Origin of the sequence: Dyadobacter subterraneus, assembly GCF_015221875.1 — a bacterium.
GTDB lineage: Bacteria > Bacteroidota > Bacteroidia > Cytophagales > Spirosomataceae > Dyadobacter > Dyadobacter subterraneus.
Window position 1 is genome coordinate 3534341 of sequence record NZ_JACYGY010000001.1, and the last position, 25138, is coordinate 3559478.

At 39.0% G+C, this 25138-nt stretch carries 22 protein-coding genes; 6 read left to right on the plus strand and 16 right to left on the minus strand.

What is annotated here, in order from left to right:
* Positions 1-27 precede the first annotated feature (27 nt).
* From IEE83_RS14600 to IEE83_RS14610, 3 genes are read left to right on the plus strand one after another with little or no spacing between them, the layout of a single operon-like run.
* Complete coding sequence (locus IEE83_RS14600; RefSeq protein ID WP_194121281.1) at positions 28-918, plus strand: glycosyltransferase family 8 protein; 891 nt, start codon at positions 28-30, stop codon at positions 916-918.
* A gap of 6 nt (positions 919-924) precedes the next feature.
* A complete protein-coding gene (locus IEE83_RS14605; protein WP_194121282.1) occupies positions 925-1683 on the plus strand; it encodes a glycosyltransferase in 759 nt (252 codons plus the stop codon).
* A gap of 21 nt (positions 1684-1704) precedes the next feature.
* A complete protein-coding gene (locus IEE83_RS14610; protein WP_194121283.1) occupies positions 1705-2823 on the plus strand; it encodes an acyltransferase family protein in 1119 nt (372 codons plus the stop codon).
* Here the strand turns inward: IEE83_RS14610 and IEE83_RS14615 are convergent.
* The 9 genes from IEE83_RS14615 to IEE83_RS14655 all read right to left on the minus strand — a co-directional run bounded on the left by IEE83_RS14615 (position 2810) and on the right by IEE83_RS14655 (position 14492).
* On the minus strand, positions 2810-4282 hold the full coding sequence (locus IEE83_RS14615; RefSeq protein WP_194121284.1) for an O-antigen ligase family protein: 1473 nt from the start codon (positions 4280-4282) through the stop codon (positions 2810-2812). The two genes, IEE83_RS14610 and IEE83_RS14615, sit on opposite strands and share 14 nt — an antisense overlap.
* A 172-nt stretch (positions 4283-4454) precedes the next feature.
* Complete coding sequence (locus IEE83_RS14620) at positions 4455-5618, minus strand: glycosyltransferase (RefSeq protein ID WP_194121285.1); 1164 nt, start codon at positions 5616-5618, stop codon at positions 4455-4457.
* Positions 5615-7801 carry a GumC family protein gene (locus IEE83_RS14625; RefSeq protein WP_194121286.1) on the minus strand — a complete coding sequence of 729 codons (2187 nt, stop codon included), beginning with the start codon at positions 7799-7801 and terminating at the stop codon, positions 5615-5617. Before IEE83_RS14625 ends, IEE83_RS14620 begins: the two co-directional genes overlap by 4 nt.
* Positions 7798-8469, minus strand: a complete 672-nt coding sequence (locus IEE83_RS14630; protein ID WP_194121287.1) for a TolC family protein — start codon at positions 8467-8469, stop codon at positions 7798-7800. Before IEE83_RS14630 ends, IEE83_RS14625 begins: the two co-directional genes overlap by 4 nt.
* Before the next feature lie 108 nt (positions 8470-8577).
* Positions 8578-9801, minus strand: coding sequence for a sugar transferase (locus tag IEE83_RS14635; protein ID WP_228101816.1), 1224 nt, complete (start codon positions 9799-9801; stop codon positions 8578-8580).
* 20 nt (positions 9802-9821) lie between these two features.
* Positions 9822-10211 (minus strand): response regulator transcription factor, encoded by a 390-nt coding sequence (locus IEE83_RS14640; protein WP_194121288.1) that lies wholly within the window; start codon positions 10209-10211, stop codon positions 9822-9824.
* A 510-nt stretch (positions 10212-10721) separates the two neighbouring features.
* Positions 10722-13070, minus strand: a complete 2349-nt coding sequence (locus tag IEE83_RS14645) for a PAS domain-containing protein (protein ID WP_194121289.1) — start codon at positions 13068-13070, stop codon at positions 10722-10724.
* A gap of 36 nt (positions 13071-13106) precedes the next feature.
* A complete protein-coding gene (locus tag IEE83_RS14650; protein ID WP_194121290.1) occupies positions 13107-13691 on the minus strand; it encodes a DUF4202 domain-containing protein in 585 nt (194 codons plus the stop codon).
* A gap of 171 nt (positions 13692-13862) precedes the next feature.
* Positions 13863-14492 (minus strand): pyridoxamine 5'-phosphate oxidase family protein, encoded by a 630-nt coding sequence (locus IEE83_RS14655; protein WP_194121291.1) that lies wholly within the window; start codon positions 14490-14492, stop codon positions 13863-13865.
* Between the two features lie 77 nt (positions 14493-14569).
* On the opposite strand from IEE83_RS14655, the gene IEE83_RS14660 reads away from it, so the two are divergent.
* Positions 14570-16042 (plus strand): aminotransferase-like domain-containing protein, encoded by a 1473-nt coding sequence (locus IEE83_RS14660; protein ID WP_194121292.1) that lies wholly within the window; start codon positions 14570-14572, stop codon positions 16040-16042.
* A 241-nt stretch (positions 16043-16283) separates the two neighbouring features.
* Positions 16284-16661: a nuclear transport factor 2 family protein gene (locus tag IEE83_RS14665; protein ID WP_194121293.1), complete on the plus strand. Its 378-nt coding sequence runs from the start codon at positions 16284-16286 to the stop codon at positions 16659-16661.
* An 83-nt stretch (positions 16662-16744) separates the two neighbouring features.
* On the opposite strand, the gene IEE83_RS14670 is transcribed toward IEE83_RS14665, so the two are convergent.
* From IEE83_RS14670 to IEE83_RS14695, 6 genes are all read right to left on the minus strand, one after another.
* Positions 16745-17878, minus strand: a complete 1134-nt coding sequence (locus IEE83_RS14670; RefSeq protein WP_194121294.1) for a glycoside hydrolase family 5 protein — start codon at positions 17876-17878, stop codon at positions 16745-16747.
* Between the two features lie 159 nt (positions 17879-18037).
* Positions 18038-19966, minus strand: a complete 1929-nt coding sequence (locus tag IEE83_RS14675) for a M56 family metallopeptidase (protein WP_194121295.1) — start codon at positions 19964-19966, stop codon at positions 18038-18040.
* Between the two features lie 31 nt (positions 19967-19997).
* Positions 19998-20360: a BlaI/MecI/CopY family transcriptional regulator gene (locus tag IEE83_RS14680; RefSeq protein WP_194121296.1), complete on the minus strand. Its 363-nt coding sequence runs from the start codon at positions 20358-20360 to the stop codon at positions 19998-20000.
* Between the two features lie 146 nt (positions 20361-20506).
* The gene (locus tag IEE83_RS14685; RefSeq protein WP_228101817.1) at positions 20507-21622 is read right to left on the minus strand and encodes a redoxin domain-containing protein; all 1116 of its coding nucleotides are present in this window, start codon (positions 21620-21622) and stop codon (positions 20507-20509) included.
* Between the two features lie 92 nt (positions 21623-21714).
* The gene (locus tag IEE83_RS14690; protein WP_228101818.1) at positions 21715-21975 is read right to left on the minus strand and encodes a hypothetical protein; all 261 of its coding nucleotides are present in this window, start codon (positions 21973-21975) and stop codon (positions 21715-21717) included.
* Between the two features lie 493 nt (positions 21976-22468).
* Positions 22469-23050 carry a porin family protein gene (locus IEE83_RS14695; protein WP_194121298.1) on the minus strand — a complete coding sequence of 194 codons (582 nt, stop codon included), beginning with the start codon at positions 23048-23050 and terminating at the stop codon, positions 22469-22471.
* 303 nt (positions 23051-23353) lie between these two features.
* Here IEE83_RS14695 and IEE83_RS14700 point away from each other — a divergent pair, with 303 nt between their 5' ends.
* Entirely contained in the window at positions 23354-23692 is a 339-nt protein-coding gene (locus IEE83_RS14700) for a hypothetical protein (RefSeq protein WP_194121299.1), read from the plus strand.
* Positions 23693-23874: 182 nt separating this feature from the next.
* Here the strand turns inward: IEE83_RS14700 and fabF are convergent, their stop codons facing one another.
* Entirely contained in the window at positions 23875-25137 is a 1263-nt protein-coding gene (gene fabF / locus IEE83_RS14705) for a beta-ketoacyl-ACP synthase II (protein ID WP_194121300.1), read from the minus strand.
* Position 25138 lies beyond the last annotated feature (1 nt).

Below are 25138 nucleotides of genomic sequence, written 5' to 3' on the forward strand. Positions count from 1 at the left end.
CAGACATTCCATTTTAAACTCAACGTTATGAATAGAGAGAATACTATAAACATTGTAATGGCTAGTGACAATCACTATGCGATATTACTCGGTGCACTGATTAAATCCATTGAAGTTAATCACAAGACAAGTGAGAAAATAAATTTGTATGTGATTGATGATGGCATTTCAAAAGATAATCAGGAAAAGATCCGTGCTTCTGCCAGCCCGGAAATTGTCAGCATTTTCTGGTTTAAAACCAGCAACGTAATTCCTGAGAATATTAAGATCCCGGTAGACAAATCGGCCTTCCCGATTACAACTTATTTAAGGCTCTTCGCACCATATATCTTACCGGCAGGAACCGAACGATACATTTATCTGGATGTGGATATGATTGTATTGTCCGATATATCGGATTTATGGAAAACTGATCTGAACAACAATCTGATTGCTGCGGTTCAGGATCTTTCCGAAACTGCCGGCAGTCCCTGGGGCGGAATTCCTAACTACAAAGAGCTGGGTATAGCGCCGGAAGCCAAATACTTCAACGCCGGTATGATGATTGTTGATGTTGTACAATGGCTTAAAGAGGATATTACTAATAAAGTAATTCAATGCCTGCACGACAATCTTGAATCTGTAAATTTTGCTGACCAGTATGGCCTCAACGTAATTCTGGTGAACAGGTGGCAGGCACTGGACCCAAGATGGAATTCCTTTTCCATCCTCGATACAAAAGATCCTTTTCTAATTCATTACCTGGATATAAAACCAATTTTCCGGTCTTACAAAAGCATCCCACGGTATCAGGACGAATTTTATAAATATCTGAGGCTGACGCCGTGGAAAAACCATAAGCCTATTCCGGATTACGTAAGAATGTCCCGCAAGGCCATCAACAAAGTAAGAAAAATCATGTCCGCCTATTTAAAATAAATTTACATGTTCAATTTTCCGAACGTTACACTTCTTATTACTCATTACAACAGGAGCAGCTCTCTCGAAAGATTATTGGCTTCATTCGAAAAACTTGATTGTAAATTTGGTGATATAGTTGTTTCTGATGACTGCAGCAAACCGGAAAATCTGGCGCGGGTCAATCAGTTAAGGGAAACTTATAACTTCCGTTTGGTTACAACACCAGTTAATAAGGGACTTGGTAACAATATTAATAAAGGCCAGGACGCGGTTAATACCGAATATACGTTATACGTACAGGAAGATTTTGTGCCTCAGGAAATTTTCCCGGCAAATTTACAAAAAGCAGTATCCTTTATCACGGAAAGAAAAGACCTGGATATGGTCAGATTCTATGCGTATTTCAAATATCCCTATTTGAAGCCATACCGGGATGGATTTTCGGAAATGATATTTAAACTTTCCAATCCTGGTTATAAGAAATTTTATTATTACAGCGACCACCCTCACCTGCGAAGAAGTAATTTCTTTGAAAAATTCGGCAGATATAGAGAAGGAATAAGACTGGAAGCTACTGAGTATCAAATGATGATTTCCTTTCTTAAACAAAAAGGCAAGGCGTTGTTTTACGAAGATTACACCGCTTTGTTTGAACAAAAAAATTCTCAGGAAGAACCCAGTACGGTTCGGAGGAATATGTGGCGTGAAAATGAAAATAAGGTAATGGTCTTTTTAAGATATCTATACCGTAATGTGAAATTCAACTATAATTATCTGAGATAGAGAATTCATTCTCGCATGAATATGAAAAAATCTTATCTTAATAATTTAAAAGGATTGGATTTGCTACGTTTTTTTCTGTCTGTTTCAGTTATAATTTGGCACTACCAGCATTTTTTTTATCCATCGATTCCTTATTCCAGTCATGACTTATTTCTGACAAGTCAGCCGTTTTTTTCTTTTTTCAAGTTTTTTTACACGGATGGATACTACGCTGTCCAGGTTTTCTGGCTGATAAGCGGTGTAATTTTTTACAAGATATATCAGGATCGGATCAATGATGGAAAGATTACTTTTTCACAGTTTATTACAAACCGCTTTTCCAGACTTTATCCGCTTCATATCCTGACCTTGCTGCTTACTATTATTTTGCAACATCTTTATTTTCAAAGACATAACAGCTACTTTATCTATCCTCACAATTCTGTTCAGGCTTTTTTCCAGCATTTGTTTTTTGTTCAGGCCTGGGGGGATAATAAATCTTCTTTTAATGGCCCAACGTGGAGTGTCTCCATTGAAATATTCGTTTATTTCATTTTTTTCTGTGTCTGCGCTTCCGGATTTATCCGAAAAGCCAAGGGGCTGCTGATAACTTTTCTCTTTTTTATGATGATAAAAAAGTGGGGTCTTATATTTGAAAGCGATGATGTCTCATCCAGTATATATTTATTCTTTGCAGGATGTATTTTAATTAAATGTTTTGATACACTTAAAAATAATAAACCTGCACAATTCCTTATCCTTGGCATCCTTTTCGCGTCATGGTTTTTTACTCAGCATGTCTACTCACTTGTTGAGCCCATATATTCGCGGGCAACAGGCTTCCTGGATCCGGATCTAATTTCCTTTTCTTGCTTCATCGTATGGGGATTTATAACTATTTTCAATTTGAGTATTTTTGACAAAGTTCCGGACAAGTTCTTTCAGTTTTTTGGAGATATGACCTACTCAACTTATCTGACTCATTTCCCGGTACAAATCATCTTTTACCTCATCATTGCCCCGACTGATTATAAGGTATTTTATTCGCCAGTGATATTTATTAGCTACCTGATAAGTGTTTTTGTTACTGGACGATTGGTCTTTGTGTATTTTGAACTACCGGTTCAGAACAGATTAAGGATATTATTTACGAAGAAATGATTTCAGCACGCTGTGCTTTTTTATCCAAATTGTATGATATCTGGATAATAGCTATCGCCAGATAAAACAAAAGATTATTGGGATACTGAACGAGCGCTTCCTGCGGGAAATTACCAATATTGAGGGCAAAAAGCACGAGCGTCATAGCCAGACAATACATTCGCAGCTCCGGATTTCGAATTTGATAAAACTTTTCAATTCCTGATTTTAGTACAATAAACATTAGCCAGCAGAAAATAAACAGGCCGATCCATCCTGTTTCTACCGCAACACGCATATACCCGCTATCCGGAGGAAAATTTGCCAAAAATGAATAGGGAGCAAATCTTACACCCCACATACCCGTAGCACCAAGCCCACCTCCCATGGGATGTGAAATGATATAAGGCTGAATCCGCTTTTGATTTTGCTTTCGCACATTATAAGATGCATCTTCCGATGGCCTGAATGCACTTTGAAACCTTACCAATGATGCATTCCCTGTTGGCATGTAGATCATTACTGCAATAATAAATGCTGCAATACCAGAAAAAATCATGATTTGCCTGCTAAAATGCAGCACCGCAAAAAGAATTAAAGTTGCAGGCACTAAAACATAAGCTCCTCTGGTCCCGGAAAAAAGCATTGCATTCAGCATCAGTACAGTAAAGCAAACCAGTACAATTTTCTTCCATCTTAATAACGGTCCGGATATAAGGGCAATACATAAAACTGCTGTAATGACCATATTGTAGGAAAACTCAACAGGATCGGAAAAAATAGCGTACTTACGCCAATGCCCGTCAATGTAAAGCAAACTGACAGAAAGTGGGTCACTTTCCATTCCCGCCAGCTCTGCGGGAGCAATGCCAATATATTCCTGCTTGTAAGCATGAAGCATGGCTATGCAAGCCAGCGCCAGCCAAAGGGTAAGAACAAAACGGACAGCTTTTATCGTGTTTATCTGGTATACAAAAACAAAGTACATAAGCGTGATAACCGCTATGGTTCTGACTGTATAAACCCATGCTAATCTCGACTCTGCCCACGGATTAATAACCTCCAGCAAGTTGTACCCTATCCAGATGAAAATCATCGTGGCCACAGGTCCTTTAAACATCGACCAATCCGGATTATTTTTTTGCTTTATAAAAAATCCCAGAATAAGTAGCGCCTGCATACCATCCAGAATCGTCCCCATGGGAAAATCTACGCCTAATCTCAGTATGAAGAAAAGCAAAAAGGCCGTACTGATGATACAGGAAATTCCAAATAATGGATAAGCAACCATTCCATAAACTACCGGAATTCCTATCATTAACACTAAAAGCAAAAGTCCTGTAACGATTCCCCCCTTAATTGTGACGACACCCAACGCTACCGCAATCAGCATTATCGTTATTGCACCTAACGGTGTCTGGAGAAAACCTAACAGCGATCCTCTTTTAATTTGTAAACGTATATCCCGGAGAGTTTTCAATGAACTGGATACATTTTTTAAAAGAATAAAATTTTAAGAAAAAAGAAGAACACGCTGACACCGGCTAACAATAAGGAGACAAGTCGCGTGATGGTTTCTACCTTGGTCAACGATCTCTCCTCAATTTGCTCTTGAATCTTCTTTGTCGGGAATATTTTCATCACAAAACAATTTAAACCCTTTTAACATTATGCTTGGTGGCAACCGAGATCTTGTTAGCTCTTTTTACCTTTAACAAAGACAAAATCTGAAAGAACATAAACTGGGGAATACCTTTTAACGACTGATAAATTTTCTGGTCCGTTTGGCTCTTTGCCAAAGAAAGAAAAAAACCCGCCACAAAAATGATCATTGCCATGAGCCAATAAACAGCTGCAATTGGCTCAAAAATCAGATTTATCAGCATAAACAGTACAGATAATAACAGGAAAATAAAAAGCGGCGGCCTGATTAGTACCAAACCGAAAAGAAATTTGTTCCAGTCGAATTTTGTAATGCCGCTGCCCAAAAGTCCAAATCCCAATGAAAAATAGCGAAACCAGGTATTGATCCATCTTGCGCGCTGGTTGACTAATTGTTCCGAACCAGTTGTTTTTTCGTCTAATACAATTGCGTTTTCAGCAAATGCAATACGATGTCCTCTACTTACGATGGCATGTTGTAAAACTTTATCAAAACCTGCTCCGGAAATATCCAGATTTTCCAGGCATTCTCTGTATAATCTGGTTGTGAACGCCATTCCTGAGCCAGCCAATGTTGCAGAAGATCCTGCACCAAATAAGACTTTCCCGTCATAGTAATGATAGTAAATATCTCTTGCTGCGTCCAGCCGGGCATACATCGTATCTATATTCTTCGCATTTCTTACACCCTGAACGGCTTGGTAGCCTGCCTGAAAATACGTGTTCAAAACATTAAGATAATCCGCAGAAACCAAATTATCACTGTCAATAATTGTCAGGTGTGTATGGTTTCTTTTAAAATTTTTTATCGCATGGAAATGTGATCGTACGTTCCCCGCCAGAACCTGATCCGGTCTAAGAAGTACTACTTTCTCAGATGAAAAATTAAGATTGGAAATATCACAATTGTCGGCCACGACATAAATTAAATAATTGTCATAACCCATGGCCAACACGGAGTCCACCACTTCCGGAAGTTGATCAGTCTGTTCATAGGCTGTGATAATTACGGCATAATCAGGTAAAATATTAGTAAATACAATGTGCTTATCCCTGCCTCTGATCTCTTTGATTATAGCCAGCAATAATGGAAACACAAGCTGAAATCCAATAAAGACTTGTATTGATATCCATATGAACTTTAATATGATCATACACTTATTTTTTTATTTAGCTTGCCAGCCTGTTCCGGGATATCCCTTGTACCTGTTAAAACCCATCCGCTAAATTTGTTTTCAAGACTTTTAAAATAATCAATTTTTGACCTGTCTTCCGGTTTTATAGTTTTTCCCGAAGCAAAAGCGCCGACAGTAACATCAGCATAAGAAATCCATTCTTTTGCCTTGTTCATAGCTACAAGAGAATCAGCTTCCACCAGAATAATATCAAAATTCGATTTTAATTGTTCAAGCACCTCACGTACCTGATTAGCAGGTGCTATTTCATTTAACGAAGTATCTTGTCCCCTATTCCCAACGATACTGATGTCATCCTCACCTGTCATAGCAGACAATTGCTTTTGACCATTAAGAATTTCATCAAGCGATACAGCATTGATATTCAAACCTGTTATTGACTGACTGCTAAAATTTCCATCAATGACCAGTACTTTCTTGTTCACCTTGGAAAATGCCCATGCCAGACTAATCGTAAGAAGCGTTTTCCCCTCTCCTTCTCCCAGACTGGTAATCACAATCATTTTGGGATCAGGATATTCGGAATCCAACTCATATCTAATTGACCGGATCAGATTTCTGAAAAGAATAATTGATTTTTCCCTGGAAGACTCATTCTGAATTTTTCCAAGATCCATACCACCTGATACCTGATTGAGATATCCCAAAACAGGAATATCCGTCTCGTTTGCAAGCTGCAACGGGTAACGAATGGATTTATCAAAATAGTAAAGTATAAAAAATACAAAAAGGCAAAAAGTGATACTGATGATTCCCGAAAGAATCAACAAAACCATTTTCTTTGAAGGCTGAATTGAGCCAGGCATTCCTTTTTCAGATTGTTTAAGGAACACAGGAAAACTCGAAGCCAGCGATACATCATTGAACCTCTGGAGTGCTTCCATATATTCTTTGCTGGCAATATCAATTCCAGTTTCGAATTCCTGTATTTCTGCTTCGTTTGGCACTAACGCATCAAATTTGCGGTTTAGTCTTTTTAATTCCTGCTGTATTGAAGAAACACTGTTTGAAGACAATTCAAGAGATATTTCAAGATTTAATTTTTGGCTGACAAGATTATCCTTTGCTACCATTGGATTATAAATGTAGCGATCAGAGGCTTCTCCAATTTGTCTGGTAAGTTTTGTTTGAAGAGAATCCAGACCCGGTTTGTAGCGTGCATCAAAGTTATTCCGGACGTAAGTATCGTTTAAAGATCTCAATTGCAACTTTGTCGCCACAATTTCCTGATTGATATTGACAAGTGCGCTTTCCAGATACCGTCTGTCGGCCGGATTAAATTTGTTATCAATATTCCGGATTGCAGCCGAATAGGCAACTATATCCTTTTCAGCTATTTCCCTTTTAGCCTCATATTCAGCTATTTGACCATATAAACTTCTCGCCTGTTCATTTAGATTTAAAACCCGGTTCTTAATCTTATACGTCCGCAAAACGTTCATTCTTTCTGTAAGCGTGGATCTCTTTTGTCCCAGAAAATTGGCAAGAAAGGAAATGGCGAGCTTATTATTATCGATCAAACGGGATGCGTAATATGATATAAATTCCGTTGTGAGTGAATTAATCAAAAATGCAGCAAGTTCAGGACTTTCAGCCTCTGAATCCAGGCTTATGTAATCACTGCTCTTTAAACGATAAATTGATATTTTTGAAGAAATAGCGCTATGGCCATAATCAGCCTCATTCACCATAGCAATAATAACATTATTCTGTTTACTTCCGGGCATCAATTCCTCGCGGATACTATGTTTTTTTGTAATGAGCGCGATATATTGCTTTACGGTAGCCTTGTCCATAGACTCGGCTGTCTTCCCGAATTTACGAAAACGGTCGCCCGGTGCAGCTTTCAAATCATGGAGAAGCAATTGATAAGAAACCTGGTCGAGCACCTTTTTCAGGGTCATCATCTGGATCAGGTTATCAAATTTGCGGTTAATTTCGGCATCCTGATCCTTTTCACCCATGGACAAAACCTGCTCAGTTTTATCAACCAATCCGGTTGAAATACTACCGTGGGATTTGTAAACATCAGGCAATTCCTTGACTAAAAAATAACATAATACAATAGTTACCAGCGGAATGGCAATAAGTGTAATACGGTTGCGGTACAATAACTTAAAAAATAGTAGTAATTCTGTCATTTTATATTATCAAGTTTTTCCCCCAAAAGTTCTTCCAGACTGCTTTTCGCTATGAGCACATCTGTTTCGGCCGTGATTTTTACCTGCTGCTGACCTGATAATGCATTTAAGGCATTGTTGTAATTTTCAAGACCCAACTCCCCTTTTTCGAATTTATAACGAACCTGTTTCACTGCACTTTCCGAATCAAGCAATGAACTGGTTTTAATTCTCAATAGGATAAGGTGCTGGACATAAGTGAAGTATCGTTTCTGAACCTCAGAAGCAAGATTCAAATCATAAGCCTCTTTTTCAAATGTAAGAGCAGCCAGTTCAGTTCTGGCTTGTTTGATAACGGATGGCTTTTGTAACAAAGAACCAATATTGATAAAAAAACCAAACTGGTAACCATTCAATAAATTCGGATTTGCAGCAAAAGTTGAAGAAGGACTTAATAAATACGAAAAAGAAATAATATCGAAATAAGAAAGCCTTGCGCGTTTTATTCCAATTTGTCCGCCTTCGATCCTGGCCTCATACATTTTTACTTTTGGATAGTTTTTTTTCGCAACAGCGATAAGCTTATCCAAATATTCATACGAAATCTCGTCGCGCAGAGATTCCTGGGCTTTGGATGAAACAGTAATGGTAAGAGAAAATAAAAGGATTAATATAGAGATTTGCCTCATTTTAATTCATTATAATTCTTTCAATAACAAAAAATTGTATTGTACTTTTTAAGAGAACTGTCTATGGATGGGAATTATACTGCTGATCACAACGGACATGTCGCCGACTCATACATTTTCAGACTGAAACAATGCGGGGAAAGTCATCAGGATGATTTTCATGTCCATTTTAAAGGAAAAGTTTTTGGCGTAAGTTATATCCAGTTCTGTTCTTTCTTCTTCTGACATGTCTGATTTGCCTTTTCCCCGTTTTGTTACCTGCCACAATCCGGTAAGTCCTGCCGGGCCGGCAAAGCGTAAAATTGCATGGTCAGTTGTAAGTTTCTCTGCTTCGTAAAGTGGCAGCGGACGGTTTCCTACCAGGGACATATCTCCTTTCAGAATATTGATCAGCTGGGGCAGTTCATCCAGACTGGTATTTCTAAGAAAATTACCAATTCTTGTAATCCTTGGATCATTCTGAAATTTCATAAATGCCGCTTTCTGTTCTTTCTGGGTCTGATAAACCTTTTCACAGATTTCTTTCCCATCCAAAAACAAACGACGATTGCAAAAACCCCCGCTATTACATTCTTCACAGAAATTGGAATTTTCGGATTTTACTTCCTGTTCCGCAGGTTTTGCATTGTACATATTAAGAGCAGCCATTTTTCGGATCAGCTGGTCAGCATCCGTACGCATGGTTCTGAATTTGTACAGGTCGAAAATTTTATATCCGCTTCCTACCCTTTTGGATTTATAAAAAACAGGTCCTTTTGAATCAAGGCGGATAAGAATGGCTACGAGAATAAAAATAGGTAACAGCAAAATCACTGCGCTACCGGTCGACACCACATCAATGGTCCTTTTCCAGATTGGAGTCCGATTTTCTTCTGCCTGTATTTTTTGTGAAGCTTTGCTGGCAACATACCATTGCCGTTTTGTGAAATAACGAAGCCTCGTCAAAAGGTCGCCTTCACTAAAATCTGTGGCAAAAATATCATCTGCTTTTTTTGCTCTTGCGTTCCTGATCACAGCGGGATTCAGATTTTCAACCAGAACAACAAATGGAATATTGCCAAATCCCGGACTACTCCTGACCTGATCAAGTAAATCCCAGGCACCACTCTTAACGTGTGCAAGGATAGCATCTGCCGGAAAATATTCCTGCAAGGCTTTTAGAAGATCATCCTTTTCTTCGAAATATTCAATTTGTAAATAATTACCATAATTGGCTGAGAACCAAAGATACTGTTCAAAATCCTTGCTCAGATAGGCGATGCGATATTGAGAAGAAGGAGGTACTTTGGAATCAACCGAAGTTCCATCAGACTGGCTTGTCCACTCCATCATGCTAAAATAGATTTATAGTATCAGGAATATCTTTTGCTGCGTCTCAAAATGGCGTTCACTTTGGCCTGCACTTCAACGGGGTTAAAGGGTTTAACCATGAAGTCATCAGCTCCAAGATTCAGGCATTGGATGCGCTCACTGCTTTCGTCCGATCCGGAAAGAATAATGACCGGGATATCGGAATATAGATTACTGGCTCTTGCGATTTTTAGAAATTCTTTGCCATTCAGGTTTGGCATTTGCAAATCTGCGATGATCAAATCTACTTCATTGCCTTCTTCAAGCCAAAGCATTCCCTCCGCGCCATCACTTTTGACGAAAACATTAAAATCTTTTTTTAGAAAATGTTCCAGTATTTTACAAATACTTGGTTCATCGTCCATTACCAGTAGAGTTTTTCGTGGGTTCATATGTTGAGTAAAATAGGATATACGTGACTGTCAATTTTAAGTAATGAGTGTATAGTCCATGGCACAGTAGAGAATCCGGACTGTTGAGAAATCATCAGTTCAGTCTTAAAAAAAACATTTTGATTCTGTGCTTTTGTCAAAATATGAAAGTGTTGAATGTGTCGAGGGTTGGGTTCAAGCGAATATAAATCTATTTCGCAATTAATTTGTAAAAAATTTTATAATATTCCTGTCGAAAAGTTACTCAGTAAAATTACGAACAATAGCTACAATCACCAAAAACCGACAGATAATATTTTATATAAGTCGCTAATATAGCATTTACAGCGATATGAAGCACTTTGTCAAAAGAAACGTATACTAGCTTCGTTAAAAAAAATATACTTATTAATTAAGTTATATTTTTCAAAATTCAAACAATGTTATAACCCGATACTGCGCTGGTAGCGTCCGAAAGTTCGATTTCAATAAAAGTATTTCGACAAAATATCTTAACCAAATTCAACCTGACTAATGGACAAATTGCCTGTAATAGGAAATTTTAGAATACAATTCATTTGGATTGAATGGCTTGCTTAAATAATCATTCATGCCAACATCAAATGCTTTATCCTTTATATCTAACATAGCGGAAGCAGTTAGTGCGATGATCGGCAGATTTACAAACTTTACACCACCCAGGCTTCTGATTTTAGCTGTCGTTTCGTATCCATCCATTTCCGGCATCTGAAGATCCATCAACACCAGATCATAATCGTTGGTTTGCACAAGTTCAAAGGCCAGAAGTCCGTTTTCTGCAACATCACACTCGACATCCCACTGCCTGAAAAACTGTTTGGCTAGAATAACGTTGATTTGATTATCCTCAGCGATAAGAATTTTTGTCCCTTTCAAACTTTGTATTTTTGGAAGATCCGCTTTCGCCTGGTCAATCAGTTGTTTCGAACTTGTCTTAAAGCGCATACTGAAAAAGAAAACGGAGCCTTTACCAATAGTGCTCCTTACCTCGATTTTGCTTCCCTGCAATTCAAGTAGTCTTTTAGTGATCGTAAGTCCCAACCCTGACCCTCCGAATTTCCTGGTAGTATCCGAGCTGGCCTGCGTAAAGCTCTCAAATATATTGTTGATTTTATCAGCTGCAATTCCGATACCCGTATCAGAAATTTCGAAATCGATAATAATATGGTCAGGTTCTTGTTTAGCCAGGGATGCGGAAATTATAACTTTTCCGTCATTGGTAAATTTGACGGCATTGCTGATAAGATTGGTCAAAATTTGTCCCATCCGAACAGGATCACCGATTACAGCACGGTTTAAATCGCTGTCGATCATTAATTTCAGCTGAATACCTTTCTCCTTGGCTTTGTGAACCATGCCAAGCCGGATATTTTCCACCAGATTATGGATATTGAAGTCTACTTCTTCAAATTCAATCTTTCCGGCTTCAATCTTGCTGAAATCAAGAATATCGTTGATTAACACCAAAAGATTTTCAGCTGAAAATTTGAGAATATTCAGATATTCCATTTGCTCCGGCCTTGGACTTTGTTGTAAAAGCAAATGTGTAAACCCGATTACCGCATTCATCGGCGTACGGATTTCGTGGCTCATGGTAGACAAAAATTGTGACTTTGCTATGGCTGCCAATTCTGCCTCTTCTTTTGCCTGCACCAATTCTCTCTCCGCTCTTTTGTGTTCGTCAATATCAAGAATTGCTCCGTAAAGTTTTACCACTTTACCAGATTTATCCGTTGCTGCTTTTCCTATTGCATGAATATACTTGACCTGTCCACCCGGCAGAATAATACGTAAATCAAAACTTGATGATGTCTTCTCAGTAATTGCTTTCTGAATTTGTGTCCGATACAAGTCCCGGTCAGCAGGATGTATTTTTCTCGTAAATTCCTTTGTCCTCGGTGTACTATCCGTCGGTTCCATTCCAAAAATCCGGAACGTCTCCGCCGACCAGTAATTTTTGCCAGTCAGTAAATCGGCTTCCCAGCTTCCGCTATGGGTAAGTTCCTGGGATTCTGCCAGCATGGCTTCATTTCTTCTTATTAATTCCTCGGCGAGTTTTCTTTCCGTGATATCATGCCATACAACGAGCAAAACAAGTTTATTGGCAATACTGACCGGATTAAGCGTTACTTCAACGGGAAATTCTTCTCCGCCAATTCTTCTGTGAATCCACTCAAACTGATTGTAACCTGTTTCATAAGCAAGCCTGTCCATCTCCCTGGATTTTTCATCAGAGCGCCTTCCATCCGGTTGAAACTCGGGAGAAAAAATTGCCGGATGGTAAGAAAGTAAATCTGATTTATCCTTGCAGCGAAGCATTTTAATTGCCGCTTCATTACAATCTACAATTCCTGTTTCATCAAAAAGTAAATGAGCATCTGTTGAATATTGAAAAATGACCCGCAGTTTTTCCTCAGCAAGCTTCTGGTCTTTTTTTATACTTTTGGACAGTTTTTCTTCCAAAATACGGCGATCCTGAATATCCTGGATCGAGCCTGCCATTTTAACTATTTCTCCGTTTTCGAACTTAGCCGTAGCAGAGCATTGAAAGTATCTGTATTCATTCGTTTTAGTCTTTAAACGAATTTCAACTTTATATGGAACACGATTTTTTAACTGGTTGTCAATCTCGCTTTCAACAATTTTCCGGTCATCCGGATGAACCAGTAAATTCAGAAATGTTTGATAGTCTGGCTCAAACTCTTCTGGTTCATATCCTAAAATTGTATATAATCTGTCGGACCAAATCTGCTGGCCTGTGATTAAATTCCAATCCCACATTCCGGCGTCAATGCCGGAAATAACCATTTCCAAAGATTCATTGAGGAAGCTTGTTTTCATTTTTTATATCCTAAGTGTGTTGCTTTTTTGTATTCTCTAATCAGCGTTCAGTGCTTTTTTTAACAATGCCGTACCTTCTTCACTATAATGCATTGACAAGGCGGCTTCTTGCCCGGGAGCGCTCATTTTAGCCCAGGTTTTTTGCAAAATATCAATCATTTTTTCTTCGCTCAGCTTTTGAATCAGATCATCAAACTGAAATTCCAGAAATACGAGGCAAAGTGCATTCTCAATAGTCTGCACATCCTTGTCCGCCTTTATTCTTTGTTTGAGTATAATTTGCTTAACCCTGCTGATCGTTTCTTCATCATATCCCGCCTCTGATAGCAATTCTGCCGATTTCTGTGCGTGAAATTTGCCCAGATCGCTTCTCCATTTAAGATAACCCATACGGCCCTCAGGATATGATTTCCTTGCTATTTCCCAACGCCCAATGTGCTGACTTCTTGATGCAAGCAATAATGCTTCCGGTGCGTCAGGTTCAAGTTTATTTATCCAATCATATAGTTTCAACGCATAAAAATATTCAGAAGGAAATTCCTCACCTTTCCAGATTACGTGCTCTGGTGATTGTTTGTTATAATCGTCAAAAAGAAGAAATGCTTGTTCTAATTTGTTCATATGCGTCGTATCATTACTACAAGATAACAAAGAAAGAACAAAACTTAAAATTTTGCTATTTTGTGTTCGGGGAATACGGCATTTATTTCCATTCAAAACAAAACGTTCACCGCAATCCCCCAAGGGACTGCAATGAACGTAAGGAATAGTGCTTGCGGCCTGCTTATCCTGTTAGAGCAAGTGCTCCGGCAATATTATATTTTCGCTTGAACTATCGGCGATTGGAGTCAAACGGCTTGTTTTTAAAGGGATCAAACCCGACCATATCGGAAGTTCCTTATCCTCTTCTTCATCAATGGGCATACCGGTTCTTATTTTTGCCGAAGCCTCCTCCAGTGTAAAAGCCAGCGCTGTTGTTTTCTTTACTTCGTTCAGTTTTACAGGTCTCAGGTACTCCCAGCTTCCCGGAACAATCTTATTTGTAAGCCACTCGAATGACGCTATTTTCAGATCTATATCATCTATTACTTCGGCTTTTGCAAAAACGACTACTGACCTGTAATTCACCGAATGACTAAATGCCGATTTTGCAACCACGAGTGCATCTACTAACATAACCGTGATACAAACAGGAATTCCCTTTTCAATTTCCCGAATGAAATGACTGCCCACTGATCCGTGAATGTAAATTTTGTTTTCATATCGAACAAAAGAGGTAGGGATAGAAAATGGCTGATCATCCACTGAATAACTAATGGTACAGAAAAGTGCTTCGTCGAGAATCGGGTAAATTGACTCAGGATCAAAATGAGCACGTTTTGCCGAGCGGCTCGGAATAAGTTTTGATTTTGGTGCTGACATATTTTGTTTTTTTACAAATTTGTCGGATTATTGGATCGCTGCAATCATCCAATTTTGACAAAACAAGTAGTCCACTCATGCAACCATTCGCTTCACTGATCAAGCCGGACAAAACTTCTAAACAGCCGGTTTATATTCAAATCGCAAACCAGTTGATGGAATTAATCCGACAAGGTTTTTTACAACCCGGTTTTCAGTTGCCCAGCAGCAGACAACTGGCTGATTCGTTAAACATACATCGCAAAACAGTCGTCCGTGCTTATGAGGAGTTGCTGGCCCAGGGTTGGGTGGAAAGTCGCATTGGTACCGGTACTTTTGTTGCCGCTCACCTTCCTGAAATTATACCCCAGTCTCCTTTAAATGAAACTATGGGGCATATTGATTCGAACAAAAAAGCTGGTTTTACCTTCGACCAAAAGCCTCATTTGAACCGGGCAGTAATCAAAAATAATATTAAACTACACCTGGACGATGGTTTTCCGGATCCAAGACTTGCACCTTTGGAAGAACTTTCACGTGCGTACCGTACACAGCTGCTAACCGGAAATCCATACACCAGACTGGGTTATGGCGACACGGCCGGATCCTATTGGCTGCGTAAAGAATTGTCTTTGTATTTAAATGAAACAAGAGGATTGAAAACATCTCCGGAAAATATTCTGATCACGCGCGGGACTGTGATGGGTTTATATCTGGCAAGTACAGGATTGCTTAAATCAGGAGATTCTGTTGTTTTGGGAGAATTGAGCTGGTCCAGTGCCAGCAATAATTTTTTACAGGCCGGAGCAAAGGTTATAAAAGTGCCGGTTGATGAATTTGGCATCAATACGGATGCACTGGAAAAAATCTGCCAAAAACAGAGCGTCCGAATGGTTTATGTAACTTCTCATCACCACTACCCTACTACGGTCGCACTCCGGGCTGATCGACGGATACATTTGCTGCAACTTTCTGAGAAATACGGATTTATTATTTTTGAAGATGATTACGATTACGACTTTCATTATCTAAGCAAACCTTTGCTTCCGCTTGCAGGAGCCGATCGGTCAGGAATGGTTTTATACTGCGGTTCTTTTACCAAAGCAATCTCACCCGCATTTCGGGTAGGATATCTGGTGGGATCAGAAAATGTGATTACCTATCTTGCCCAGCTACGCAGAATCATTGACCGTCAGGGAGATATGATGCTTGAAAATGCAATGGCGGAGCTTTTACAAAATGGTATTATTCAGCGTCATCTGCGAAAATCATTAAGAACTTACCGTACAAGAAGAGATTATTTTTGTGATCTTTTACAAACAGAACTAGGCGATTATCTGAATTTTCAAAAGCCGGATGGCGGTATGGCCGTTTGGGGAGAATTTGACAAAAACATCAATCTCAAAGAATTATCAGCAAAAGCAATACAAAACGACCTGTTTTTTTCGGACGGATCAGAAAACAACTCTCCTGCTGAAATCCGTAATGCCACCCGGTTAGGTTTTGCTTCTTCAACCATTGAAGAACTTGAATCTTGCGTTGGAATCCTGAAAAAACTTTTAACGGGATGATACCTGTCAAAAGTCTCAGGGAATATTTAGCAGCATAATATAGAAATTATGAGTGCAGAATCATTTTTAAAAAACCGATAGGCTTTCAGAAATTCTGTCCAAAACGCCCCTGTACAAAGTCCATTTTACACCTTAATAAAGCAATATCCGGACGTTACTTTTGCATACACTAATACTAAAAGAAATGGCCCGATTAATGATAAAAAAATGGAAACCTTGAAAACCCTAAAGAAAGATGTCTATGTCAACAATTAACAAAGCAAAAACAACTCTTGAAGTAGCAGCCCGTTTCAATGAGCTTGCAAAGCAGGAAAAATGGTTTGAAATCCAGGATGAATTTTTCTCGGATGATGTTAAAAGTACTGATCCGGTTAATTCTCCATATTTCGGATATGCGGAAGGGAAAGCCGCTGTTCGTAAAAAGGGTGAGGATTTCATAAAAACAATTTTAGCATTTCACGGAGCACACACGACCGAGCCAGTTGTTGGCGGCGATCATTTTGCCGTTGGCAGAGAAATCGATATAACCATAGAAAAATTTGGAAGAATTCAGATCAATCAGATTATGCTTTATGAAGTAAAAAATGGCCAGATTGTATCAGAGCAATTCTTCTACTAATCAATTATAAATCTTAAGCAATTGGCTTTCCGTCGAAAAATTCTTCCCTCACGAAAGCCAATTGCCTATCGACGTTAATCTGATCAATACTTCAACATCAGGTTCAATAATTTCCTGTCAAGTTTATGGCCATGAAAATCCTCATAAGCCACGTCAGTTCTTTTTGAATCCAGGACTCCAAAATCCCCAATAAATTCCCATAACGAAAAACCAATTCCGTTGGATGACAGTATATCCAGCACATCACCAAACCAGGCCAGAAAAACGTCATGCGGTGTTTTATTCCAGCTTCCGCATTCACCGCAGTGCACGCCTACGCCCTGATTGACCAGATCAATCCACGGCTTATAATATTTTTCCAGCATTTCACGGCTCAGATATTGATTTCCTACCTGTCCCGGCCATTTTGGATCTGGTAGATGTTCAGGATCCTTGTTAGCCCAGGGTGCTTTATAGTGAGATATAACGCCTGGGTGATAACCACGACAACTCTGACCAATGTCCAAATCCGTAATTTCCGGAATAACGGTTGATCCAACATCATTTCCATCTGCAATAATTAAATGCTTGGGATTTTCCTTCCGTATAGCTTCCGAAGCTGCAATTGCCACTTTCCTGTAAATAGCACCGGGGACTGAGCTTCTTTTGGAAAGCTGGTCGTTCATATCTTCTCTCAGACTTGGCTCATTTAACAGATCGAAACTGATCAGTTTGGAGGAGGTATTTTTAAAACGTTTTGCCCACATATTCCAGTGAAAGCAAAAAGCATTCAAAGCTTCATGGTCTGTCCAGAGATTATAAGGCTCATGAAAACCTGCGTTTACACAATAACCCGGTGCTCTGTGCAGGTTAAGGCTCACGTGCATATTATACTTATGGGCAAGAAAAACCAGTTTTTCTATCTTTTCAACAGAGGGCTCATCAATATTATAAACTTCTGCCGGGGTTATATTTTTGCTTCTGTCAAATTTAATATAGGAAGGATAAGCCATCGGCAACCTCACGAAATCAAAACCCCAATCGTGCATCCATTTGAAATGTTCCTCAACAGTAAGACGGCGATCTGGCTTGGGATCGGGAGAAAAAAAGTCGAGCAAATTAAATCCTTTCCACTTTGGCAATTTGTTTTTGGCTTTTGGTGCAGCAAAGGTTTCTGGAACTACTATACCAAGTGCTGTAACCAGCGCGGTATTTTTAATGAATGTTCTTCTGTACATAGGAAGCAATTTAAATATCGTCCTATTTAAAAACAGCAGCACATCGTATTTTACTGTACTAAAAACACGTAAACACAAAATGCCTGCCAAAATTATTCTTGACAGGCATTCATATTTCTTACTATTTCCGAACCTTTTTTTGGATGGCTAAACTGATATTTATTTTGTAATTGAAATACCAGTTCTTCCACTAAAATTGTAAATGACTTCCCATCCCGGACCTTCAACATATTTCTCCTTAATTTTCTGATGCAAAGCGGCCGGTTGTTTCACGCCGTTTACTACAAGCTCCTCACTATTAAGTTTGTACGAGAGATTATTTTTGCTTTTAACAACTCCTTCTTTTATTAAATCTTCAATCAAATTATTCTGCAATTTTTCATAAGCCACCCTGGCTTTATCTGCTTCTTTTCTTGAAATTTCTGCTTGCTTTCTTAATTCATCGGCCGATTTCCGGTTTTCCTCAGCCTGAAGACGAAGCACTTCTGCCTCTCCTCTTAATTTGTCAGCCACTCCCCTCTGTTTTTCTGCTTCCAGCCTGTTACTCTCGGCAGCTTTACGCACTTCATCTGCCTTTTCTCTTCCGGCATTTGCCAGCAACCGTGACTGATCTGCCTCGGCGCGCATTTTGTCTGCAACAACTCTCATTTTGTCGGCTTCCTTTCTATTTCCTTCCGCTTGTTTTCTCATAACATCCGCCTCAGCTCTGGCGTTGTCTGCTTTTTCATGTTCCCTTTTTACATCCAGCATGATGGCATCAATTTCATCTTTATAAGAGGTCATATTATCCTCTGAAATTTGCTGCCCATTTATTTTAAGCGACGTAAGTTTTCCGTTAACTTTTTCAATTTCATAGTGCTTGTTATCCTTCGTTAACTCAATTGTGCTTTTGCCTGATTCTGAATAAATAGAGCTGTGACTTTTCTTCGGTAAGGTGTCTTCCATCGTAATCGGAAGAAAAGAAGATTCAGGCTTACTAACTTCTAAAACCCTTTCAAGTTTTGGTTTCAGCAATTGAAGATCCTTTTTTACGACCGGAGAAAATGCGGCAGTCATTAAAGTTGCAGTAATTAAACTGGCTGTTACAAATATTTTTTCCATGGCATTTAACGGTTTATTATGTTTATAGATAATGCGTTTTATTCTGTCGAGCAGGAAATTTCGTCTTCCGGGAAATGCCATCGCCAGCGATTGATCTGCCAGTTTATATTCCTGAAATGATACGAGTGCTTCAACAAAAGAAGTCTGGTTTTCCATCACAGATATCGCAAGATCATCGCAGCAATGCTCTCGTTCTTCTCTGATTAAAGCGGAAATCCATAACACGGCAGGATTGAAAAAGAATACATTTTCACAAAAATTCTGGATCAGATTAATGGCATAATCGCTCCGCTTGATGTGTGCAAGTTCATGCAGTAAAATAGCTTCAATCTGAGCAGGTGGCAGTAGTGAAAAGAAACTGACCGGAACAAAAATTATCGGTTTTAAAACTCCTGCTACCATGGGCACCATGACTCTTTCAGATTCCAGCAGCTGTATTTTTGTATGAATATTAAGTTTGACTGCCAAATCGCTGATCAATCTTATCCAAACGTGATCAGGTACGGTGTTATCTTCCCGTTTGAGTCTATGAATATAAAGAAGTCCGCCTAGTGCCTTCACTGATTTCAGACTAAAAATCAATAACCAGATTGCGACTAAAACCGTGGCGTTTTCTCTCAGGAATTGATCTGAAAATTGCTCGATATTTTCGAGTTTCGATATTTTTCTTAATGTACCAAACGGAGTTTCAAGTAGAGATTGGGAGGGTTTGACTATTCCCAAATTATTTATTTCAGAAAATGATTTTACCTTTTGTTGCTGATCAAAGGCGGTATAGAATGTGAAACTGGTAGCGATAACAAATGCCAAAAGTGACAATGACAAGAGGTTATAACGTACGGCTGGTTTTGATTTTTTGGTACTGGTTAAAATAATTCCTGTAATAACCGCAAGGATCAATCCCTGCCAAACCGAATGCAGCAAAGTGCGGCAAATCGACTGAATTATTACAGATACAAATCCGGAATCCAGAACAAAAAATTTCATGGCTAATAAGTTAAAATTTGAATTTTAATCGTTAATCCAACTTTTTCAGAAAATCCCTGATTTCCTGTAAGTCCTCTTTTGAGGTATTTTTATTACCAAAAAGCTGCATCACCAGGCTGCTTGCAGAGCCCTTGTACATCGTATCCACAAATTTTTTCAGCAAAACTTTTTTGGTCTTATCTTCTTCCTCGGCAGGACTGTAAATATGTTTCATGCTTGTTTCATCGCGTTTCACAATCCCTTTCTCAGCCATGATCTGCATGAGTTTCAAGGTTGAAGAATACTGCACAGACCGTTTCTCTTCATTTAATTTGTCATTCACAAAACGGACTGTCGACGGCCCGTGCTGCCATAGTACTTGCAAGATTTCTAACTCAGATTTTGTAGGCTCCATAAAACACTTATTTACTGATCACATTTCAAAGGTAGGAAATTTTTCGTACGAACAAATGTTTAGGTATTATTTTTTCAAAATAAATTTTTGAAAAACAAAAAAGCCGCTGGATAGCGGCTTTCGGTCTTAAATATTTTTTGATTATGTCAGTAAAAACGGCCTATATATTTATTTTCCACAATGGCCTTTTTCATCATTTTCGGATCAATCGGGCCTTGTTTCGCATAAACGATTTTTCCGCCCGGTTCAACCAAAATAGTATAGGGCAATGCGCCTTGCCAGTTCGGGTCTATGGACTCAATTAGTTTATACTTGTCTTCGGTATTAAAAATATAGTTTTTGTTCGAAGCGCGTTTTCCCTGAAGAAATTTCAAAGCCTTTTCTTTTTTGTCAGGATTATCCGCACTTACCGAAACAAATTCAAAATCACGATTGCGGTACATATGATGCATTTGCATAAAATCCGGAAACTCAGTTACACACGGACCGCACCAGGTAGCCCACACATTTATAAGTCTAAGCTTGTCCGATTTGTTTGCAATAAGCTCTTTCAACCCAGCTTCATCAATGGTTTCAATACTTACTGGTTCTTTTGCCCAGGCAGCTTCCTCATCCTGTACACCATGTTCTTTGGTGATCCACTTCATAGAGCAGCCAAAAGTCTTTGTTGCAGGCACACTCACCGGCTTATTGCTCACCAATTCCTGAATAGCATTGTATGCATCTTTATTCTTAGGTGTGCCGGTTGGTTTTTCAACATCATCAATCCTGCCATTGTACCGGAGTTTACGATCTTTATCAAAAATGAAAATGTGCGGCGTTGCCACTGGTCCGTAAGCCAGCGCCGTTGCCTGGTCGTCTCCGTCATAAAGATATGGGAAGTTGTAACTCTTGTCTTTGGCCCGTAACTTCATTTCATCAAAAGTATCACTCATATCAGTGTAGCCAAGTTCGTCAAGCCTGATCGCTTTCGGATCATTGGAAGAAATGACAACAACTGCAACCTTCTGAGCTTTAAAATCAGATGACAGCGCCTTAATCCTGTCTTCATAAGCCTGCGCCGTAGGACAATGATTACACGAAAAGACAATGGCCAGGATAGGTGCTTCCGCAAAACTCTTCAAGGAGTAAATTTTGTCATCCACACCTTTCAAACGAAAATCAGGTGCGGCAGAACCTATGGCCAATGTTTTAGCGCCCTGTGCCACAGCAAGATTGGCGAGTAATACAACACAAATTGCAACGTTCAGATATATACGCATAAAGCCAGACATTAAGTTTGATATTACTATATCAATAAACACTTTTAATTAAAGTATTTACTGATATAATTATATCAAAGTTTAAGCTTTTTTTATCTGATTTTTGCAGTTTCTTCTGGCCATTTTACAGGTTCCAATTCCGATTCAAGGAAAGGTTCTGTGACAAGGGCGTTGTTTTTATTGATCCAGTTACACCAGACCTTGCCATTGTACTTTCTTGGCGCGGTGTTAATTCCCCAACCGGTGGTTACTCCTTCTGTTACTTCGGTTTGATATTCGTCAATTTGCATTAACTGGCTGCTGCCCTTCTTTTTTACCCAATCGTCTTTGATGTACTTAGGATTAAATAGCATGATATAAAGGTTTTTAGTTTAAGTGCTACCCCTTATAACAGTTCTCTTAACGTCGAATTTATTTATGATACTAACGACGTAAAAGAAAATATCATACCAGTCTCTCAAAATTTTTCTATTATTCGAAAAGTTTTTCAAGCGGGCTGATTTATCTAAAATACTAATTATCAAGCAAAAGCGGTTGATATAAATTTTCTATTAATATATAAATGTGGATTTTGACGAAAATTCGAATTAAATTATAGAATTAATATTACATGTCAGTAATATTAATTCTATAATTTCCTTTGTTTTTTAATTTTCCTGTTCTACTTTTACATCACTTATTTTACAAGTGTAGAGGAGGGTTAAAATGAGCAAAAGGGCCTTGATATTATCAAGGCTTTTTATTTTTTACCGCATCGGTTATCCCATTTTGTGGTAAATTTCGCTGGTGTGAAACAAAAAAAGTGGACAAAATGCCCACTTTAACAGTGTATGAAGTGTAGAAGTATTATTTAATAACGGGTATTGCCCAGAACAAACTAACCTGAATTACGCTGCTTTTAAAATCAGGGTCGATGTTATTGCCCGAAAAATCCCCAACCTTAGACAAACCAGCAATATAACGGGCACCTATACCCAATCCGATCGGCGACTGATAGCCTAAGCCAGCTCCTGCGGCCAGGTCAAGATTTTTTGCAAAATGATCAAAGGTTTGATTAGGAATGTCCTCACTCGTACGGAATGAAAATTGAGGTCCCACCTCAATGTAAAATCCACCAGTTGTTTTTAATTTAAACATGACAGGCACACCTACATAATTGGTCTTATATTTTACCCCGTCCAAATTACCATTATTCAGTTTTGCTCCTTGTGTCGAAAAAAGTACTTCCGGCTGAATGGCAAAATGCTGCCCAATCCCAAATTGTAAAAGTCCACCCAAATGGAAACCTACAAGCGCATCAGATTCAATATTTCCTCCTGTGTAATTGCTGACATTAACTCCGACCTTCGGACCAAAACTGAAAGATTGCGCAAAAGTGAATGTACTAACAGCACAAAGCATCATCAGTGTTAACGATAATTTTTTCATGTGGTTTTTAATTAAAAGTGTAAAAAGAATATAGATTTTGAGGAACTGAGAAAAAATTATGCCAGTTACAAAATTACCCTTTACACAATAAATTCAACAGCCGACAGTTTCAAAATTTGACTTGCAAGGTTTCATTTCCGGTTGAATCTGTAAAGTGTTTAGAATTAATTATTTAACCTATTTTATACATAGGCAAAATTTGACTGAACATAAGAGATGATTATGCCACAGCTTATTTTACTTCTGATCTGTATCCTTTGTTTGTCGCCTTATAAAGATGATAATGCCCTGCCGTAGAATTATTTGTTCGCTCAAATCTGCGATAAAAATTGTATTGCAAATACTACAAACAGTGTCAACACAACCGTAGCTGCTGTGCTTGCTCAAAGTTTTGTGACCGTAGTCGGAACGCAGGATTCAGACAATGCCAAGACAAGTCTGAGAATTATTTTCCCGGAAAATATCAGTCTTAACCAGGAAACTGATTTTAATCCCGCCCACAAAATTGTTCTGGCTTATACAGTAAATGATACGGAAGGTTACGTTGTGGATCCTGACAAAGGAGTTTTGGGAAAGTTAACGGTCATAAGCCTTGACAAAGACAAAATATTGTTGAACGGTCCTTTTCTGGTAAGGCAATAAATTACCAAAATGGCAACAAAATCCTGAACAGCAACGGGCGGTCCCGTTCAAAATTATAAATAACCCAGGTCACAGCTCCGCCGCCCGGAAAAAATTAAATTCTAAATTAAAAAATGGATGCTGGGAGGAAAAACTCCATATCCTGCATCCATTTTTTTCTATTCAGCCAACGAGGCTTTAATCTATTCTGCAAACTTTTTGAAGACACTTGTGGCAATATGGCCGCCAAAACCAAAGGTGTTGCTCATCGCATAATTAACTGTTCTTTTCTGCGCTTCACCCAAAGTCAAATTAAATTTCCCTTCCAGTTCAGGTTCAATTTCAACAGTATTAATGGTTGGAGGAACAATATCATGGATGGTGGACATAATGCACGCAATGGCCTCAACTGCACCCGCTCCGCCCAGTAAGTGACCTGTCATGGATTTTGTTGCACTAATATTAAGGCCGGAATTGAAACCAAAAACGCGTTCAACTGATTTCAATTCACTTGCATCACCCATCGGTGTCGAAGTTGCGTGAACGTTCAGATAATCAATTTCATGCGGCTGCAAATTTGCTTCTGCCAATGCCTCCAAAATACCAAGATAAGCTCCCTCACCTTCCGGATGCGTACCTGTCAGGTGATAGGCGTCCGCAGCCATTCCGCCGCCAACTACCTCACCAAGAATCTGTGCATTGCGTTTTATGGCGTGTTCATAACTTTCCAAAACCAACGCACCCGCGCCTTCACCCATTACGAAACCATCTCTGTTCACATCAAATGGACGAGATGCCCTTGCAGGATCTTCGTTAAAAGTCGACAAAGCCTTTGACGCGTTAAATCCTCCGATTGAGGTTTCATTAATCGGCGCCTCAGAGCCGCCGGTAATAATCATGTCCGCCTTACCCCAACGGATATAATTGAAAGCATCTATTATAGCAGTGTTAGAACTTGCACATGCCGAAACGGTTGTAAAGTTCGGTCCGCGCAAACCGTATTTTATTGAGATGACACCAGATGCGATATCTACAATCATTTTAGGAATAAAATAGGGATTGAAACGTGGTGTTCCATTTCCTTTTGCGAACTCGGATACTTGCTCCTGAAAAGTCTGGATACCGCCGTTACCACTTCCCCAAATCACGCCAATGCGGTTTCTGTTAAGTGTATCAAAATTAATATTTGCATTTTTCACCGCTTCCTCAACCGCTATTAATGCGTATTGAGTAAAAGGATCGTATTTTCTGGCCTCATTCCTTTCAAAAAAATCCTGGGCGTTAATGCCTTTAAGCTCACAGGCAAATTTCGTTTTGAAATGTGTTGTATCAAATTTTGTAATATTTGCTGAACCGCTAACACCGTTTACTAATGATTTCCAAAAATCATCCACGTTGTTTCCGATTGGTGTTAAAGCGCCAAGGCCCGTAATCACCACCCGGTTTAATTCTTTATTAACCTTCATT

Bases quoted from the DNA above. Each gene is read 5' to 3' on its own strand.
- IEE83_RS14665 (WP_194121293.1), top strand. From the start codon at position 16,284: ATGTCAACAATTAACAAAGCAAAAACAACTCTTGAAGTAGCAGCCCGT.
- IEE83_RS14610 (WP_194121283.1), top strand. From the start codon at position 1,705: ATGAAAAAATCTTATCTTAATAATTTAAAAGGATTGGATTTGCTACGT.
- IEE83_RS14605 (WP_194121282.1), top strand. From the start codon at position 925: ATGTTCAATTTTCCGAACGTTACACTTCTTATTACTCATTACAACAGG.
- IEE83_RS14630 (WP_194121287.1), bottom strand. From the start codon at position 8,469: ATGAGGCAAATCTCTATATTAATCCTTTTATTTTCTCTTACCATTACT.
- IEE83_RS14680 (WP_194121296.1), bottom strand. From the start codon at position 20,360: ATGGAGCCTACAAAATCTGAGTTAGAAATCTTGCAAGTACTATGGCAG.
- IEE83_RS14690 (WP_228101818.1), bottom strand. From the start codon at position 21,975: ATGCTATTTAATCCTAAGTACATCAAAGACGATTGGGTAAAAAAGAAG.
- IEE83_RS14600 (WP_194121281.1), top strand. From the start codon at position 28: ATGAATAGAGAGAATACTATAAACATTGTAATGGCTAGTGACAATCAC.
- IEE83_RS14675 (WP_194121295.1), bottom strand. From the start codon at position 19,966: ATGAAATTTTTTGTTCTGGATTCCGGATTTGTATCTGTAATAATTCAG.
- IEE83_RS14695 (WP_194121298.1), bottom strand. From the start codon at position 23,050: ATGAAAAAATTATCGTTAACACTGATGATGCTTTGTGCTGTTAGTACA.
- IEE83_RS14655 (WP_194121291.1), bottom strand. From the start codon at position 14,492: ATGTCAGCACCAAAATCAAAACTTATTCCGAGCCGCTCGGCAAAACGT.
- IEE83_RS14685 (WP_228101817.1), bottom strand. From the start codon at position 21,622: ATGCGTATATATCTGAACGTTGCAATTTGTGTTGTATTACTCGCCAAT.
- IEE83_RS14640 (WP_194121288.1), bottom strand. From the start codon at position 10,211: ATGAACCCACGAAAAACTCTACTGGTAATGGACGATGAACCAAGTATT.
- IEE83_RS14650 (WP_194121290.1), bottom strand. From the start codon at position 13,691: ATGAACAAATTAGAACAAGCATTTCTTCTTTTTGACGATTATAACAAA.
- IEE83_RS14670 (WP_194121294.1), bottom strand. From the start codon at position 17,878: ATGTACAGAAGAACATTCATTAAAAATACCGCGCTGGTTACAGCACTT.
- IEE83_RS14635 (WP_228101816.1), bottom strand. From the start codon at position 9,801: ATGATGGAGTGGACAAGCCAGTCTGATGGAACTTCGGTTGATTCCAAA.
- fabF (WP_194121300.1), bottom strand. From the start codon at position 25,137: ATGAAGGTTAATAAAGAATTAAACCGGGTGGTGATTACGGGCCTTGGC.
- IEE83_RS14660 (WP_194121292.1), top strand. From the start codon at position 14,570: ATGCAACCATTCGCTTCACTGATCAAGCCGGACAAAACTTCTAAACAG.
- IEE83_RS14645 (WP_194121289.1), bottom strand. From the start codon at position 13,070: ATGAAAACAAGCTTCCTCAATGAATCTTTGGAAATGGTTATTTCCGGC.
- IEE83_RS14620 (WP_194121285.1), bottom strand. From the start codon at position 5,618: ATGATCATATTAAAGTTCATATGGATATCAATACAAGTCTTTATTGGA.
- IEE83_RS14625 (WP_194121286.1), bottom strand. From the start codon at position 7,801: ATGACAGAATTACTACTATTTTTTAAGTTATTGTACCGCAACCGTATT.